The sequence below is a fragment of the Streptomyces sp. NPDC053542 genome (assembly GCF_044544685.1).
Lineage (GTDB): Bacteria > Actinomycetota > Actinomycetes > Streptomycetales > Streptomycetaceae > Streptomyces.
Window position 1 is genome coordinate 560209 of record NZ_JBITXL010000004.1, and the last position, 16248, is coordinate 576456.

Sequence of the window (16248 nt, forward strand, 5' to 3'; positions counted from 1 at the left end):
CGTCGTCCGGAGGTGGGAGCGCCGGAAGCACTCACTGCTGACCTTCGCAGAGGCGTTCGGGCAGGTCTATCGAAAGTTTCTGGAGTGGACTTTAAGACGAGCTGAAAGATCAACTGAGCGGTCAGCTGAGAGCTCGGCTGCGAGGCCGGCTGAGAGGTCGGCCGATGGGCCAGTACCGGAAGAGATCCAGGTACGGGGCGGCCCACGGCTACTGGTCGGACAGTCCCGCCGCCACGTGCCGCAGCGCGGCCAGTACCTTGGCCATCCCCGGCGCGTCCTCCGCGCCCCGGCGGACTGCCGCGATGACGTGGCGGCGCGGCTGGTCGGCGTGGAGCACACGGACCGCCACCCCGGCCCCGCCCCGCTCCGGCCGCATCGCCATGCGCGGGACGAGCGCCACGCCCATGCCCGCCGCGACCATCGCCAGGATCGCCGCCCAGTCGGCCGCCGCGTGCGCCTGCTCCGGTACGAACCCGGCGTTCTCGCAGGCGTTCGTGGTGATCTGGGACCACGGCCCGCTGCGCCCGAAGATCCACGGCTCGCCCGCCAGATCGGCCAGCCGCAGCCCCGGCTCGGCGGCCAGCGGGTGCCCGGCCGGCAGCGCCACATCCAGCGGGTCGGCGAGCAGCGACAGCCGGGCGAACTTGGGGTCGCGGGGGGTGGGCGCGTGCGCCGCGAGGGAGAGGGCGAGGTCCACGCTGCCCTCCGAGAGCAGCTCGTACGCCTCGGCCGCCTCGGCCTCCCGTACCCGGACGACCAGGCCCGGGTGGGTACGCCGCAGCTGCTCGACGGCCGGTACCACCAGCGCCGGGATCGCCGTGGAGAACGCGCCGACCTGCACCTCGCCGGCCTCGCCCTGCAAGTACCCGAGCAGCTCGGCGTCCGCCCGCTCCAGCTGTGCGAAGACCGCGTCGGCGTGCCGGAGGACGAGGTGGGCCGCGTCGGTGAGGCGCACCCGGCGGCCGTGCGCCTGCAAGAGGGTCACCCCGAGCTGCTTGGCGAGCCCGGTCAGCTGCTGCGAGACCGCCGAGGGCGTCATGTGCAGCGCCTCGGCGGTCGCGGTCACCGTGCCCAGCTCGCCGAGCGTGCGCAGGATGCGCAGCTTCTTGATGTCCCAGTCGGCCATGCGGGCAGCGTATGCGGTCACCGGTCGGCTCTTCGCGGTACACCGGCGGCGAGCACCACGCCGCCCAGGATCAGCACCATGCACAGGATCTGCACCGGGCCGGTGTGTTCGTCGAGCAGCAGGAGGGAGAGCAGGGCGACGCAGACCGGCTGGAGGTAGTAGACGGCGCCCGCGCGGGCCGCGCCGACCAGCGCGATGGCCTTGTTCCAGGTGAAGAACGCGACCGCGGAGGAGAAGATCCCGATGTACAGCAGCGGGCCGACCGTGTCGACGCCGAGTGTGAAGCCGCCCTGCACGGTGAGGCTGACGGCGTAGGCGGGCGCCAGCAGCACCGTGCCGATCAGGAAGGTCACGCAGAGGAAGACCGGGCCAGTGAGCTCCGCGGGCTTGTGGCGGACCAGTGCGCTGTACCCGGCGAAGCAGGCCATGGCGGCCAGCATCCACAGGCCGCCACTGGCGAGGTCGAGCCGGAAGAGGGCCGTCGGGTCGCCCTTGCCGAGCAGGGTGAGGACGCCGGCGGTCGCGACCAGCATGCCGGCGGCGCGCCGGGCGCCGATCCGCTCGCCGCCGCGGCCGAAGCGCCCGAACAGCGCCATCAGCGTGGGCGACGCGGCCATGATCATGCCCATGGTGCCGGCCGTGGTGGTCAGCCCCGCCTGGTGGACCAGGGTGTTGTAGAGGGAGACCCCGAGCAGCGAGGCAAGGAGGAGGAAGCGGAAGTGGCGGCGGATGAGCGCGCGTTGCCGCCAGACCTGCGGGAGCGTCATCGGCGCCACGGCGAGCAGCGCGATCACCCACCGCCAGAAGACCGCCTGCACGGGCGGCACGCTGTCGTGCAGCGCCCGGGTCGCGACGAAGCTGCCGGACCAGACGACGGTGGCGGTCAGCGCGAGCGCGAGGCCGGTGAGGGTGGCGCGCCGGGCGGCGGTGGGGCGTACGGACCGGGATTCGCTCCCGGTCCGTACGGCTGCTTCGTTCTCCAGGACTGTCACGGCTTCCCTTCGGTCGGTGCGGGATCGCACCTACCGTGACAGCCCGGAACTCGTCAGGTCCATCGAATGTTTCTGACGATTCCTTTTAGAGAAAACGAAAGGAAGTGGCGTCAGCCCTGGCGGGCGGCCTTGCGGGCCTCGCGGGCCGCCAGCCGCTCGTCGAACGTGCGCGCCTGGTCGTCCAGGCCGCTCATGAAGAGCCCCAGCTCCTCCTGCGCCTTCAGGCCCTCCGGGCCCAGGCCGCCGATCTCCAGGACCTTCAGGAAGCGCAGCACCGGCTGGATCACGTCGTCGTGGTGGATCCGCAGGTTGTAGATCCCGCCGATCGCCATGCGGGCGGCGGCCCGCTCGAAGCCGGGCATGCCGTGGCCGGGCATCCGGAAGTTCACGACCACGTCGCGCACGGCGCACATGGTCTGGTCGGGCGCCAGCTCGAAGGCCGCCCCGAGGAGGTTCCGGTAGAAGAGCATGTGGAGGTTCTCGTCCGTGGCGATGCGGGCGAGCATCCGGTCGCAGACCGGGTCGCCGGAGTGCCGTCCGGTGTTCCGGTGCGAGATGCGGGTCGCGAGCTCCTGGAAGGCCACGTACGCCACGGAGTGCAGCATGCTGTGGTTGTTGTCGGACTCGAAGCCCTCCGACATGTGCGCCATGCGGAAGCGTTCCAGCTGGACCGGGTCGACGGCCCGGCTGGTCAGCAGGTAGTCGCGCATGACGATGCCGTGCCGGCCCTCCTCGGCCGTCCAGCGGTGCACCCAGGTGCCCCACGCGCCGTCGCGCCCGAAGAGGGTCGCTATCTCGTGGTGGTAGCTGGGGAGGTTGTCCTCGGTGAGCAGGTTCACGACCAGCGCGGTGCGGCCGATGTCGGTGACCTTGGACTGCTCGGGCGACCAGGGCTCGCCGCCCATGACGCCGTCGAAGTTCCGGCCGTCGCTCCAGGGGACGTACTCGTGCGGCATCCACTCCTTCGCGATCTTCTCGTGCCGGTTGAGTTCCTTCTCGACGACCTCTTCGAGCGCATACAGGAGCTGAGCGTCACTCCAGGCGGTCTGGCCGCGCGCTCCGTCTTGGTGGGCGGGGGCGATGGTCATACGGGGGTCTCCTGGGGACGTGGAGAATTCCTTACGGTTCCGTAGGTTACGGCATCGTAGGTTAGTTCCCCGTCAAGACGCATCGCCAGAGCAATCGGGTAAATCGGCGGAAAATGGACCACTCCGGCGCCCCTCGAATACGACAAAAGGCGCCGAACGGTTCATACGAACCGTTCGGCGCCTTGCAGTCTGTGGTGCCCCGTGAGCCTCGAAGGCCGGGTGTCAGCTCTTCTGGGTCTTGCGGGACTTGTCGCCCACCATGACCAGGCCGGCGATGATCAGGAAGAGGACGATCGGCAGCGCGACGTAGAGGCCGAGCGTCTCGACGACACTCAGGCCCGGACCCGGGTCGTCACCGTCGTCGCGGGTGAGCGCGAAAGCAGGGGACGACATCAGCAGCATCAGCGCGGTACCGGCGGTGATCGTTCCGGCGCGCAGGGCGTGGTTCTTGACCTTGTTGCTCACGTACCTCAATTTATCGGACGCGTGATCGGTCCGCGCGCTCGGGGTGCCCTAACGGCTGACCTCAGCGGCCGACCTCTTCGTCCGGCACGGAATCCGGCACGGAATCCGGCACGGCCCCGAACTCGCGCATCAGCGCCCGCAGCCGCGGCGACTCCATGATCTCCTCCAGCGTCATCGGCCGCCCGTCCGGCGCCGCGACCGGCAGCCGCCAGTTCGGGTACTCCTCCGACGTGCCCGGCAGGTTCTGCGGGCGCCGGTCGCCCACCGCGTCCGGCAGCCACACGCCGACCATCCGGGCCGGGGCCCGCAGCAGGAAGCGGTGCAGCGCCGCGACCGCGGTCTCCTCGTCGGCCGCGGCGTCACCGGTGGCCGCGCCCTCCGGCAGCAGCCCCAGCGCCACCAGCCACTCCAGCCAGGTGGCGACCTCGGCCGCCTCCGCGGCCCGCGCCTCCTCCAGGGAGCCGTCCAGCAGGCCGATGCGGTGCCGCAGCGCGGTGTGCTCGCCGGTCAGCCGCCCGGCCGTGCTGGGCAGGTCGTGCGTGGTGACGGTCGCCAGGCAGTCCGCGCGCCAGTCCTGCGGCGGCAGCGGCGGCTGCCCCTCGGCGGCCCAGTCGCGCTCGAACCACAGGACGGACGTCCCGAGGACGCCGCGCCCCGCCAGCGCCTCGCGCACGCCGTTCTCGACCGTCCCCAGGTCCTCGCCGATGACCGTGGTGCCGGCCCGCGCCGCCTCCAGCGCCAGGACGGAGAGCATCGCCTCGGCGTCGTACCGGACGTAGGCGCCCTCCGTGGGCGGCCGGCCCTCCGGGATCCACCACAGCCGGAACAGGCCCATCACGTGGTCGATGCGGAGCGCGCCCGCGTGCCGCAGCAGGCCGCGCAGCAGCGCGCGGAAGGGCGCGTACCCGGTCCGCGCAAGCGTGTCGGGGCGCCACGGCGGCAGCCCCCAGTCCTGGCCGCGCGAGTTGAAGGCGTCCGGCGGCGCGCCGACGGACATGCCGGCCGCGAAGGCGTCCTGCCGGGCCCAGGTGTCGGCCCCGGTCGGATGGACCCCGACGGCCAGGTCGTGCACCAGCCCGATGCTCATGCCCGCCTCGCGCGCGGTGCGCTGCGCGGCGCCGAGCTGCTCGTCGGTGAGCCAGGCGGCCCTGCGGTGGAAGTCGACGCGGTCGGCCAGGGCGCGCCGCATCCGCTCCGTGCGGGCAGAGCGCGGGTCGCGCAGCCCGTCGGGCCACTTGCGCCAGTCCGGGCCGTGCTCCTCGGCCAGCGCGTACCAGGTGGCGTGGTCCTCCAGGTCGCGGCCCTGGACGGCGCGGAACGCGTCGTACGCGGCCTGCCGGGACGTGCTCAGCGGCACCGTCCGCAGCAGCTCCAGCGCTTCCTTCTTCAGCTCCCAGACCGCGTCCCGGTCGATCAGCGCGCCGTTCTTCAGGACGGCGTCCCGCAGCGCGGCGGCCTTCCCGGCCAGCTCGTCGGCGCGCTGCCGGTCGGCGGCGGAGAGCTGCCCGTATTCGGGCACGTCCGCGATCCGCAGGTGTACGGGGTCGGGGAAGCGGCGCGAGGAGGGGCGGTACGGGGAGGGGTCGGTCGGCGGTCCCGGTACGGCCGCGTGCAAGGGGTTGAGCTGCACGAAGTCCGTGCCGAGGGTCCGCCCGGACCAGTCGGCCAGCCGGGCCAGGTCGCCGAGGTCGCCCATGCCCCAGGAGCTCTGGGAGAGCAGGGAGTAGAGCTGGACCATGAAGCCGTGGGCGCGGCCGGGCGCCGGGGGCATCCGGTCGGGCGCGACGATGAGGTGGGAGTGCGCGGCGCGGCCCTCGGGGGAGTAGACCCGCAGGAGGTGCACGCCGGGCGGCAGCGGCGCCGCGCGCCCGCCGGGCACCAGGCCCCAGTCCAGCGTCCGCCCGTCCTCGGTGTCGACGCACAGCGTGGTGCCGCCGGGCAGCCCCGCCAGGTCCGGCGGGCGGCCCTCACGGGTGACGAGGGTGGGCGGGAGGAGGGCACGGGCCGGGCCGTACTCGTACGCGTCCAGCGCGTCGCGGACGGCCTGCGGCGTGGAGGCGTCGACCCCCAGTGCGGCGAGGACGGCTACGACCGTGTCCTCCGGTACATGGACGGTGCGGCCCGGCGCGGGCTCGTAGGACGTGGTGACGCCGTGCAGCCGGGCGAGCCGCGCTCGGCCCATCAGACCTCCATGGGCTCCGTGCCGTAGCCGGTGGCGGCGGGCTCACTGGTGAGCGGCAGCCCGGCGGCGATGGGGGTCTCGCTGGTCAGCGGGGTGGTGTCGGCGAGCGGAGGCTCGCTGGTCAGGGGTGGCTCGGAGAACATGAACGAGCCGGATCCGTCCAAGCCGCAGTCCGGGTCGGAGACCCCTGCCAGCAGATCCGGCTCGGTCGGTTTGGAGAGGGCATCGAGAAGAAGCTGAGCGGACGGAGCCACGAGGGCCTCCCGTTCGTCGAGAGTAGGACACGAGGGCCTTACCCAATCCATGCCGTCGCAGACGTATCCGGTCGCTAAACGTGCGCCACCTCACACCCTCGCCCTGACGAACGATTTCGCGGTGTGGGCCGGTCCCCCACGCAGGAGATACCGACTAATCGGACATCATAGCGAAACTCCTGCGGCATTTCCCGCGGACTCGCACCCCCGCGTGTCCCGCCCGTCACACAGGGCAAAGGGGGGCACTTCGGTAACCGTCGTTGACACCTCGACCCCCGAGTGGTGGGCTCACAGCCAATGGCGGCCGCTCCGCCGACCGACCACAGGAGCGGACGCCCGGCCAGGAGGCCGCAGACCGACGGGGACGAGGAGAGGCCGTGCGATTCCGGGGCGCCGGCGCCAGGAAACGGAACGGTGCCGGGTCCGGCGCCAGGGTGGCAGGCACGACGGCACTGGCCGCCGCCGTCATAGGGGGACTCTTCGGCGGCGTACCGGCCGCCCAGGCGGCACCCGACGAACCGGCCGTCGGCGCGCCCGACCGGCCCGCCGACGCGGGCGAGGTGCCCGCCGTCTGGCCGCGCCCGCAGTCGCTGCGCCCGCTCGGTACCGCCGTGCCGCTGGGCACCGCCGTCACCGTCGTCACCGACGGAGACCCCGACCCGTACGCCATGGACGCGCTGCTCAAACTGCTGCGCGGTGCCGGGGTCCGCACGGTCCACGAGGCCGAGCCCGGCGCGCCGCTGCCCTCCGACGGGCCGCTGATCCGCGTCGGCGGGCGGCAGGCGGCCGACGCGCTGCGCGCCCTGCACGCCCCGGCCCGCGGCACGGACCTGCCCTCCGGCGGCTACCGCCTCGCCACCGGCCAGATCGCGGGCCGCGCCACGGTCGCCATGGAGGGCGCGGGCGACGACGGCCTCTTCCACGCCGTGCAGACCCTGCGGCAGCTCCTCACGCGGGGCGAGGACGGCACCCACCGGATCGCCTCCGTCGCCGTGCGCGACTGGCCGGGCACCGCGGTCCGCGGCACGACCGAGGGGTTCTTCGGCGCGCCCTGGTCCCAGGCCGAGCGCCTCGCCCAGCTCGACTTCATGGGCCGTACCAAGCAGAACCGCTTCCTCTACGCGGCCGGCGACGACCCCTACCGCCAGGCCCGCTGGCGCGAGCCGTACCCGGCGGCACAGCGCGCCCACTTCCGCGAGCTGGCCGAGCGGGCCCGCGCCAACCACGTCACGCTGGGCTGGGCCCTCTCCCCCGGCCAGTCCCTGTGCATGTCCTCCGAGGAGGACCTGCGGGCCCTCAAGCGCAAGGTCGACGCCATGTGGGCGCTGGGCGTGCGCAGCTTCCAGCTGCAGTTCCAGGACGTCAGCTACAGCGAGTGGCACTGCGACGCCGACCAGGACGCCTTCGGCAGCGGCCCGGAGGCGGCGGCGCGCGCCCAGGCCAAGGTCGCCGGCGCGCTCGCGGCCCACCTCGCCGACCGCCACCCCGGATCGGCGCCGCTGTCGCTGATGCCGACCGAGTACTACCAGGACGGCTCGACGGCGTACCGGGAGGCGCTGGCGGCCGCGCTCCCGGACCGGGTGGACGTGGCCTGGACCGGCGTCGGCGTCGTGCCGCGCACCATCACCGGCGGCGAACTGGCCAAGGCCCGCGAGGTGTTCGGGCACCGCCTGATCACGATGGACAACTACCCGGTCAACGACTACGCGCAGGACCGGATCTTCCTCGGCCCGTACACCGGGCGCGAGCCCGCCGTCGCCACCGGCTCCGCCGCCCTCCTGGCCAACGCCATGGAGCAGCCCACGGCCTCCCGCATCCCCCTCTTCACCGCCGCCGACTACGCCTGGAACCCGCGCGACTACCGCCCCCAGGAGTCCTGGGAGGCGGCCCTGGACGACCTGGCGGCGGAACAGGCGGGCGACGCGGCCGCCGCCGCCACGGAAGCGGACCGGGACCGGCTGGCCCGCACCCGCGCCGCGCTGCACGCCCTGGCCGGCAACGACGCCTCCTCCGTCCTGCACACCGGCGAATCGGGCTACCTCCGCCCTCTCATCGACCGCTTCTGGGCCACCCGCGCCGCCGCGATCAACAGCGGCACCCCGGCCCACGACAAGCAGTACGCCAAGGCGGCGGCCGCCCTCCGCGCGGCGTTCACCACGATGAGCGAGACGCCGGAGCGGCTGACCGGCAGCCTCGCCACCGAGGTACGCCCCTGGTCCGCGCAGCTCGCGCGGTACGGGCGGGCCGGCGTGCAGGCCATCGACATGCTGCGCGCCCAGGCCCGCGGCGACGGGGCGGCCGCGTGGCGGGCCCAGCGCGCGGCGGAGGACCTCCGCGAGGAGATCGGCAAACGGTCGGCGACGGTCGGCAAGGGCGTGCTCGGCCCGTTCCTGGACCGGGCGCTGCGCGAGTCCGACGCCTGGACGGGCGCCGCCTCCGACGCCCCGGCACCGCACGAGGCCGCCCACGCGACATCCCTGACCGTGCCCTTCGCGCGCCCCCGCACGCTCACCGCGGTCACCGCGCTCACCGACCCCGCCCCGTCCCCGGACGCCGCGCGGGCCTCGGTGGAGGCCCGCGTCCCGGGCGAGGGCTGGCAGCGCCTCGGCCGCCTCGCCGCCTCCGGCTGGACCCAGACCGCGGCCCACGGCCTGCGCGCCGACGCGATCCGGCTCCGCTGGGGCCACGACGACCCGGCGCCCTCGGTGACATCCCTCACCCCCTGGTTCGACGACACGGCACCGGCCGGCCTGGAGCTCTCCCGCGAGGAGGCGGACGCCGAGCCGGGCGGCACGGTCGACGTCGGCGTGCGCCTCTTCTCCCGGAGACCCGCCGACGTGCCCGGACGGCTCCGCGTCCACGCCCCCAAGGGCTTCGCCGTGCACGCCCCCGACCGCCTCACCGCGCCGCGCGGCGGCACCGCGACCGCCCGCGTCCGGCTCACCGTCCCGGAGACCGCCGGCTCCGCCACGTACAAGATCCCGGTCACCTTCGGTGACGAGAAGCGGACCCTGACCGTCCGCACCTTCCCGCCTACGGGCGGCAAGGACCTGGCCCGCGGTGCGGTGGCGGTTTCGTCGGGTGACGAAACCGCCGACTTCCCGGCCTCGGCCGCTACGGACGGTGACCCGAAGACCCGCTGGTCCTCGAAGGCCGAGGACGGCGCCTGGCTCCAGTTCGCGCTGGACCGGCCCGTGCGGCTCGGGCGGGTGGTGCTGCACTGGCAGGACGCGTATGCGTCGCGCTATCGCGTGCAGGTGTCCCGTGACGGGCGTACGTGGCGTACGGCGGCCACGGTGCGGGATGGCCGGGGCGGCCGTGAGTCGGTCCGGATGGACGCGAAGGACGTCCGTTACGTCCGCGTACAGGGCGAAAAGCGGGCGACTCGGTACGGGTACTCACTGTGGGGCGTGGAGGCGTACGCGGTCGCCTCCGGCGAGGGTGGGCACGAGTCCGGTGACCCGGCGCGGCCACGTCGTGGCTGAGCGCGCAGTTCCCCGCACCCCTGAAGGGGCGCGGGGAACTGCGCGAGCGACCCACTACGGCGGGTCACCCGGCCGACGACCGAAGCCCCCACGGCGGGTAGCCGGGGGCGCGTCCCGAGAACGCGAATGGCCCGGATTTACGCGGAAACCGCGTCAATACGGGCCATGGCGTCATCCGCACCATACGGCTGCAGATATGGCAGCCAGCGCGGATCCCTATGCCCCGTGCCGATGATCCGCCAGGCGAGACCCGACGGCGGCGCCGGCTGATGGCGCAGCCGCCAGCCGATCTCGGCGACGTGCCGGTCGGCCTTCACGTGATTGCACCGGCGACACGCCGCGACCACGTTTTCCCAGGTGTGCTGCCCGCCACGGCTGCGCGGGATCACGTGGTCGACGCTGGTTGCGACGCCACCGCAGTACATGCACCGGCCGCCGTCGCGCGCGAAGAGCGCACGGCGGGTCAGGGGGACGGGGCCGCGAAAGGGCACCCGGACGAAACGCTTGAGACGGACCACACTGGGCGCGGGCATCGCGCGGGTCGCACTGTGCATCAGGGCGCCGGAATCCTCGAGGCTGACGGCCTTCTCATTGAGGACGAGGATGAGCGCGCGGCGGAGCGGTACGACGCCGAGCGGCTCGTACGACGCGTTGAGGACCAGGACATGCGGCACGGGTGCCTCCTTGTACGCCGGCGGCGCGTGGCTCGCGCCGGGACGATCTCCCCACAGTGTCCCCCGGTGCCTGGTCGGAGCGCCACCATGACCAGGTAACGGGTCGGAGGTGTTTTCGACCACACTTCTTTACTGCCCAGCATTTCGGCCCGCGCTACTCGAACAGCGGCGCGGACTGCCCGCGTTGCCCCGTTAGTGTGGTTGGTCTGCCCGACGTGCGGTACGTGCCGCCCGGGTCTGCTGCCCCACACGGAAGGTCCTTGCTGTGTACTGGTCCGCTTCTCCGGTCGCCGCCGCGGCGCCGGATCCGTCCTCCATATCCGAGGCCACGGAGAAGGCCACCGACGCCGCCGGCTGGGTCCAGGCGAACTGGCAGAGCTGGCTCAACGCCGGTCTGCGCATCATCCTGATCGTCGCCATCGCGGTGGTCCTGCGGTGGCTGGTGCGCCGCGCGATCACGAAGTTCGTCGAGCGGATGAACCGCTCCGCGGGCGCCGCGCGCAACAGCGCGCTCGGCGGCCTGCTGGTGAACGCCGAGCGGCGCCGTCAGCGCTCCGAGGCCATCGGTTCGGTCCTCCGGAGCGTCGCGTCCTTCGTGATTCTCGGCACAGCGGCCCTGACGGTGCTCTCCGTCCTCAACATCAACCTCGCGCCCCTGCTGGCCAGCGCCGGTGTCGCGGGCGTCGCGATCGGCTTCGGCGCCCGCAACCTCGTCACGGACTTCCTCTCCGGCGTCTTCATGATCCTGGAGGACCAGTACGGCGTCGGCGACACCATCGACGCGGGCGTCGCCTCCGGTGAGGTGATCGAGGTCGGGCTGCGGGTCACGAAGCTGCGCGGCGCCGACGGCGAGATCTGGTACGTACGCAACGGTGAGGTCAAGCGGATAGGCAACCTCAGCCAGGGCTGGGCCACGGCCACGGTCGACGTCCAGCTGCGCGCGAGCGAGGACCTGGACCGCGTCCGCGAGGTGATCACTCAGGCGGGCGAGGACATGGCCAAGTCCGAGCCGTGGAACGAGCGCCTGTGGGAGCCGGTCGAGGTGCTCGGCCTCAGCGAGGTCTTCCTCGAGTCCATGACGATCACGGTCTCCGCCAAGACGATGCCGGGCAAGTCCTTCGCCGTCGAGCGCGAGCTCCGCTGGCGCATCAAGAAGGCCCTGGACGCGGCGGGCATCCGCATCGTCGGCAACCAGCCGGTCCCGGAGGACGCCGCGGAAGCCGCCGACCCGTCGGCCGGGGTGGCCGCCCCCTCGGCCTTCACCAACCCGCTCTCCGCCCAGTCGGTGGCCAGCAACCCGATCACCACCCCTGCCCAGGGCTCGTCCACGAACCTGAGCAAGTAACTCCCCGACCGCGCACGTCCACCGTTGGCCCGCTCCCCCGCCTCACCGGGGAGCGGGCCAATCGCATGCGACCTACGTGTGACGACTCACGTGTGACCCATTGACGGTCCGCGCGCGGGGACTTACCTTCCTGGAAGTTGATTGGAAAGTTTCCTAACAGATCAGCTTCCTCACAGAGGGCGGGTTCGGACATGGCGGGTACGCCTCGGGTGCTGCGGGCGATGAACGACCGGGCCGCGCTGGAACTGCTCGTGACGCACGGGCCCTTGACGCGTACCCGCATCGGCGAGCTGACCGGGCTGTCCAAGCCCACCGCCTCGCAGCTGCTGGGGCGGCTGGAGGCGGCCGGGCTGGTGCGGACGACCGGGAACGTGACCGGACGGCCCGGACCCAGCGCGCAGCTGTACGAGGTGAACCCGGCGGCCGCGTACGTGGCCGCGCTGTCGGCGGACCCGGCCGGGGTGACCGCCGTCGTCGCGGACATCACCGGTGCGGTGGCGGGGGAAGCGCGGATCGCGGCCGATGCCGTCGTCGCCGAGGGCGCCGGGAGCGGCACCGCGCGGGTGGTGACCGCCGCCGTGGACGGGGCGCTGGGGAAGGCCGGGCTGGGCCGGGACGCGCTGCACGGGGTCGTCATCGGGACGCCGGGCGCGCTGGACCCGCGCACCGGCGAGCTGCGGTACGCGCCGCACCTGCCCGGCTGGCACTCGCGGTCGCTGCTGGGCGAGTTGGGGGACGCGCTGGGCGCGCCCGTCGTCATCGAGAACGATGTGAACCTGGCGGCGCTGGCAGAGCAGTACGAAGGGTCGGCGCAGGACCATGACGACTTCGTGCTGGTGTGGGTCGACGAGGGGGTCGGCGCGGCGATCGTGCTCGGCGGGACGCTGCTGCGCGGGGCGACCGGCGGGGCCGGGGAGATCGGGTACATGCCGCTGCCCGGGGCGCCGCTCGCGCGGGGCGGGCCGGACGCGGCGGCCGCGGCGGACGCGGGCGGCGGGTTCCAGAGCCTGGTGGGGCAGCCCGCCGTACTCGGTATCGCCCGCGGCCTGGGGCTGGAGCCGGCCGGCGTCGGCGAGGCGCTCGCGGACGCGAGGGTCGTGGACGAGGTGGCGCGCCGGCTGGCGACGGGCCTGGCCGCCGTGGTCGCGGTGGTCGATCCCGAGCTGGTGGTGCTGTCGGGGACCGTCGCGCAGGCGGGCGGCGAGCGGCTGCGCGCCCGGGTCGAGGAGGAGCTGACCGGGCTCGCGCTCCCCCGCCCGCAGCTGCGGATCAGCGACATCGAGGGCGACCCGATCCTGACGGGGGCCCTGCGGACCGCCCTCGTCCAGGCACGGGACGCGGTTTTCGACACGGCCTGAGAGCAGTACGCGACGGCTGCGGCCTCCCTGTCCCAGCCCCGAGAAGGGCCACCCCCTCCCGAGAAGGGCCATGTCATGTACCCACCAAGACGCGTGCGCGGCACAAGACGGTCCGTGCGCGGCACAAGACGGTCCGTGCGTGGCGCCGCGGCGGCCGTCGCCCTGCTGCTGGCCGCCGGCTGCGCCAATCCCGGTACGGGCAGCGACCGGGACGATCCGACGAAGCCCGTCACGCTGAAGTTCTGGCACGGCTGGTCGGCCCCGGGAGAGGTCAAGGCGATCGATGACTCGCTCCGCCGGTTCGAGGAACTGCACCCCAATATCCACGTCGTGGCGACCGGGAACGTCTCCGACGAGACGACCAATCAGGCGCTGCGGGCCGGCGGTGACGACGCCCCCGACGTGGTGTCGTCGTTCACCACCAACAACGTGGGGCAGTACTGCGATTCGGGGATGTGGGCGGACCTCGACCCGTTCATGAAGAAGACCGGGCTGGACAAGCACAAGGTCTTTCCCAGGACACTTCTCGAATACAGCAGTTACGAGGGAAAGCAGTGCGCGCTGCCGCTGCTCGCCGACGCGTACGGCATGTACTACAACAAGGACGCGTTCGAGGAAGCGGGAATCGCGCGGCCGCCGCGGACCATGTCCGAGCTGGTGCGGGACGCGAAGAAGCTGACGAAGAAGGCCAGGGACGGCGGGTACGAACGAGTCGGGTTCATGCCCAACTTCCGGATGTACCAGAACAGTCCGGACCGGCTGTTCGCCCAGTGGGGACCGGCGTACTTCGACGGCGAGGGCAATTCCCGGCTGGCGGAGGAGAAGGCGGTACCGGAGTTCTTCCGGACGACCGGTGAACTGATGAGGGCGCAGGGCGGGTATGCGGCGCTGGAGAAGTTCCGTACGACGTTCGGTGACGAGATGTCGTCGCAGAACGCCTTTCTCACCGGGAAATTGGCCATGCACCTGGACGGTGAGTGGCGCGGGCTGATGCTGGACGAGGCGAAGGCGAAATTCCGGTGGGGGACGGCGCCGCTGCCGGTGCCGGACGACCGGCCCGAGACGTACGGACGCGGCTTCCTGACCGGCACGGTCGCGGGCATCGCGCACAGCAGCCGGCATCAGAACGCGGCCTGGGAGCTGGTGAGATTCCTGACCGCGGACACGGATCAAGTGGTGCGGTTCGCCAATGCCATTCACAACGTGCCCTCGACGAAGGCCGCGTTGAAGTCGCCTGCTCTGGACGGTGACCGCTCGTTCCGCACGTTCCTCGATATCGCGCGCAATCCGTACAGTACGGCGCTGCCGCCCTCCACGAACGGCGGCCAGTACGTCGTCTCACTGCGGGACTTCGCCTACAAGGTGGAGGCGGGAGAAGTGCCCGATCTGCCGGCCGGACTGCGCGCGCTCGATGCCCAGATAGACGCCGACACCCTCCAGTCCAAGAGCTGAGGACGCATGACGAATCCCGTGGCTCTCTCCCCCGCACCCGGCTCCCCGGCGCCCGCACTGCGGCGCAAGCACCGCCGCGCCCGGCTCCGTACGCTCGGTTTCCTCTCGCCGTGGCTGGTCGGCTTCTCGGTCTTCTTCGCGTATCCGCTCCTCGCGACCGTCTATTTCTCCTTCATGCACTACAACCAGATCAAGGAGCCCACCTTTGTCGGGCTGCGGAACTGGACGTACGTGCTGACGCAGATGCCGCTCTTCGGGCCCGCGCTGTGGAACACGCTGTGGCTCGTCGTCGTCATGGTCGCGCTGCGGGTGGTCTTCGGGCTCGGCATCGGCATGCTGGTCACGAAGATCAAGACCGGCGCCGGGCTGTTCCGTACCGCCTTCTACCTGCCGTACCTGGCGCCGCCGGTCGCCGCGACCGTGGCCTTCGTCTTCCTCCTCAGCCCGGGCAGCGGGCCCGTCAACGAGATCCTGTCGGCGGTCGGCATCGACTCGCCGCCGACCTGGTTCAACGATCCGGCGTGGGCCAAGCCGTCGCTGGTGATGCTGTCCCTGTGGGGCATCGGTGACCTGATGGTCATCTTCATGGCGGCGCTGCTGGACGTGCCGAAGGAGCAGTACGAGGCGGCGGAGCTGGACGGGGCCGGCGCGTGGGCCCGGTTCCGGTACGTCACCTGGCCGTCGATCACCCCCATCGTGATGTTCGCGGTGGTGACCGGGGTCGTACAGACGATGCAGTACTACACGCAGGCGCTGGTCGCGGGGAAGCTCGCCTCGGGCGTCTCGATCGGGCCCGGCACGGTCATCCAGCCCGGCTATCCGGACCACGCCACGCTCACCGTGCCGCAGCTGGTCTACTCGCTCGGCTTCCAGAACTTCAACACCGGTGCCGCGTGCGTGCTCTCGCTCGTGCTCTTCGCGATCGCGATGGCCTTCACCACGTTGCTGATGCGTCGGCGCGCCGGCCTGCTCTCGGCGGAGGACTGATCCGACATGATCCGCAGGAAGCGCCTCCTCCACTGGATCGCGGTGCACTCCGTGGCCGTGGCCGCCGCGCTCTTCTTCCTCCTCCCCTTCGTCTTCGTCTTCCTGACCTCGGTGATGGGCGACGGCCAGGCGATGAGCGGCGAGCTGTGGCCGCACGAGTGGCACTGGTCCAACTACGTGCAGGTGTTCACCACGCCCGGCTTTCTGGACTGGTGGCGGAACTCGCTGACGTACGCGGTGCTGGGCACGGTGCTCACGGTGTGCTCGTCCGTCCCGGTGGCGTACGCACTGGCCAAGTTCCGCTTCCGGGGGCGGCGGACGGCGATGCTGCTGGTGATCTCGACGATGATGCTGCCGCCGCAGGTCATCGTGGTGCCGATGTACCTGGTGTGGGCCCAGCAGTTCCATCTGTCCGGCTCGCTGTGGCCGCTGATCATCCCCATGGCGTTCGGGGACGCGTACTCCATCTTCCTGCTGCGGCAGTTCCTGCTGACGATCCCGAGGGAGTACCTGGAGTCGGCGCGGGTGGACGGGTGCGGGGAGCTGCGGACGCTGCTGCGGATCGTCGTGCCGATGGCGAAGCCCGGCATCGCGGCCGTCGCGCTCTTCCAGTTCTTCTACTGCTGGAACGATTACTTCGGGCCGCAGATCTACGCCGCGCAGAACCCGGGCGCCTGGACGCTCTCGTACGGCCTGGAGACGTTCAAGAGCGCCCACATGATCGACTGGAACCTCACCATGGCGGCGACGCTGCTGGTCATGGCTCCGGTGATCGTCGTTTTCTTCTTCGCGCAGAAAGCCTTCGTCGAAGGCGTCACTCTCACAGGGGTCAAGGGCTGA

The 16248-nt window shown here is 72.0% G+C and carries 13 protein-coding genes; 6 read left to right on the forward strand and 7 right to left on the reverse strand.

What is annotated here, in order from left to right:
- Window positions 1–208: 208 nt before the first annotated feature.
- The 6 genes from ACIGXO_RS14175 to ACIGXO_RS14200 form a co-directional block, all read right to left on the reverse strand.
- Window positions 209–1126, reverse strand: a complete 918-nt coding sequence (locus tag ACIGXO_RS14175) for a LysR family transcriptional regulator (RefSeq protein WP_399785180.1) — start codon at window positions 1124–1126, stop codon at window positions 209–211.
- A gap of 17 nt (window positions 1127–1143) precedes the next feature.
- Window positions 1144–2109: a DMT family transporter gene (locus ACIGXO_RS14180; RefSeq protein WP_399785670.1), complete on the reverse strand. Its 966-nt coding sequence runs from the start codon at window positions 2107–2109 to the stop codon at window positions 1144–1146.
- A 119-nt stretch (window positions 2110–2228) separates the two neighbouring features.
- Window positions 2229–3206 carry an acyl-ACP desaturase gene (locus ACIGXO_RS14185; RefSeq protein WP_399785184.1) on the reverse strand — a complete coding sequence of 326 codons (978 nt, stop codon included), beginning with the start codon at window positions 3204–3206 and terminating at the stop codon, window positions 2229–2231.
- Window positions 3207–3428: 222 nt separating this feature from the next.
- Window positions 3429–3671 (reverse strand): hypothetical protein, encoded by a 243-nt coding sequence (locus ACIGXO_RS14190; RefSeq protein ID WP_399785187.1) that lies wholly within the window; start codon window positions 3669–3671, stop codon window positions 3429–3431.
- A gap of 61 nt (window positions 3672–3732) precedes the next feature.
- The gene (gene malQ, locus ACIGXO_RS14195) at window positions 3733–5853 is read right to left on the reverse strand and encodes a 4-alpha-glucanotransferase (RefSeq protein ID WP_399785190.1); all 2121 of its coding nucleotides are present in this window, start codon (window positions 5851–5853) and stop codon (window positions 3733–3735) included.
- The gene (locus tag ACIGXO_RS14200; protein ID WP_399785192.1) at window positions 5853–6107 is read right to left on the reverse strand and encodes a hypothetical protein; all 255 of its coding nucleotides are present in this window, start codon (window positions 6105–6107) and stop codon (window positions 5853–5855) included. The genes malQ and ACIGXO_RS14200 overlap by 1 nt, the downstream gene beginning before the upstream one ends.
- Window positions 6108–6541: 434 nt before the next feature.
- On the opposite strand from ACIGXO_RS14200, the gene ACIGXO_RS14205 reads away from it, so the two are divergent.
- Window positions 6542–9592 (forward strand): beta-N-acetylglucosaminidase domain-containing protein, encoded by a 3051-nt coding sequence (locus ACIGXO_RS14205; protein WP_399785673.1) that lies wholly within the window; start codon window positions 6542–6544, stop codon window positions 9590–9592.
- 137 nt (window positions 9593–9729) lie between these two features.
- Here ACIGXO_RS14205 and ACIGXO_RS14210 read toward each other — a convergent pair whose 3' ends face one another.
- Entirely contained in the window at window positions 9730–10266 is a 537-nt protein-coding gene (locus tag ACIGXO_RS14210; protein ID WP_030614925.1) for an HNH endonuclease, read from the reverse strand.
- 265 nt (window positions 10267–10531) lie between these two features.
- Here ACIGXO_RS14210 and ACIGXO_RS14215 point away from each other — a divergent pair, with 265 nt between their 5' ends.
- The 5 genes from ACIGXO_RS14215 to ACIGXO_RS14235 all read left to right on the forward strand — a co-directional run bounded on the left by ACIGXO_RS14215 (window position 10532) and on the right by ACIGXO_RS14235 (window position 16248).
- Window positions 10532–11611 (forward strand): mechanosensitive ion channel family protein, encoded by a 1080-nt coding sequence (locus ACIGXO_RS14215; RefSeq protein ID WP_399785195.1) that lies wholly within the window; start codon window positions 10532–10534, stop codon window positions 11609–11611.
- A 191-nt stretch (window positions 11612–11802) separates the two neighbouring features.
- Window positions 11803–12969, forward strand: a complete 1167-nt coding sequence (locus ACIGXO_RS14220; RefSeq protein ID WP_399785198.1) for an ROK family transcriptional regulator — start codon at window positions 11803–11805, stop codon at window positions 12967–12969.
- 135 nt (window positions 12970–13104) lie between these two features.
- Complete coding sequence (locus ACIGXO_RS14225; protein WP_399785201.1) at window positions 13105–14421, forward strand: ABC transporter substrate-binding protein; 1317 nt, start codon at window positions 13105–13107, stop codon at window positions 14419–14421.
- Window positions 14422–14427: 6 nt separating this feature from the next.
- On the forward strand, window positions 14428–15408 hold the full coding sequence (locus ACIGXO_RS14230; RefSeq protein WP_399785204.1) for a carbohydrate ABC transporter permease: 981 nt from the start codon (window positions 14428–14430) through the stop codon (window positions 15406–15408).
- Between the two features lie 6 nt (window positions 15409–15414).
- Window positions 15415–16248 carry a carbohydrate ABC transporter permease gene (locus ACIGXO_RS14235; RefSeq protein WP_399785207.1) on the forward strand — a complete coding sequence of 278 codons (834 nt, stop codon included), beginning with the start codon at window positions 15415–15417 and terminating at the stop codon, window positions 16246–16248.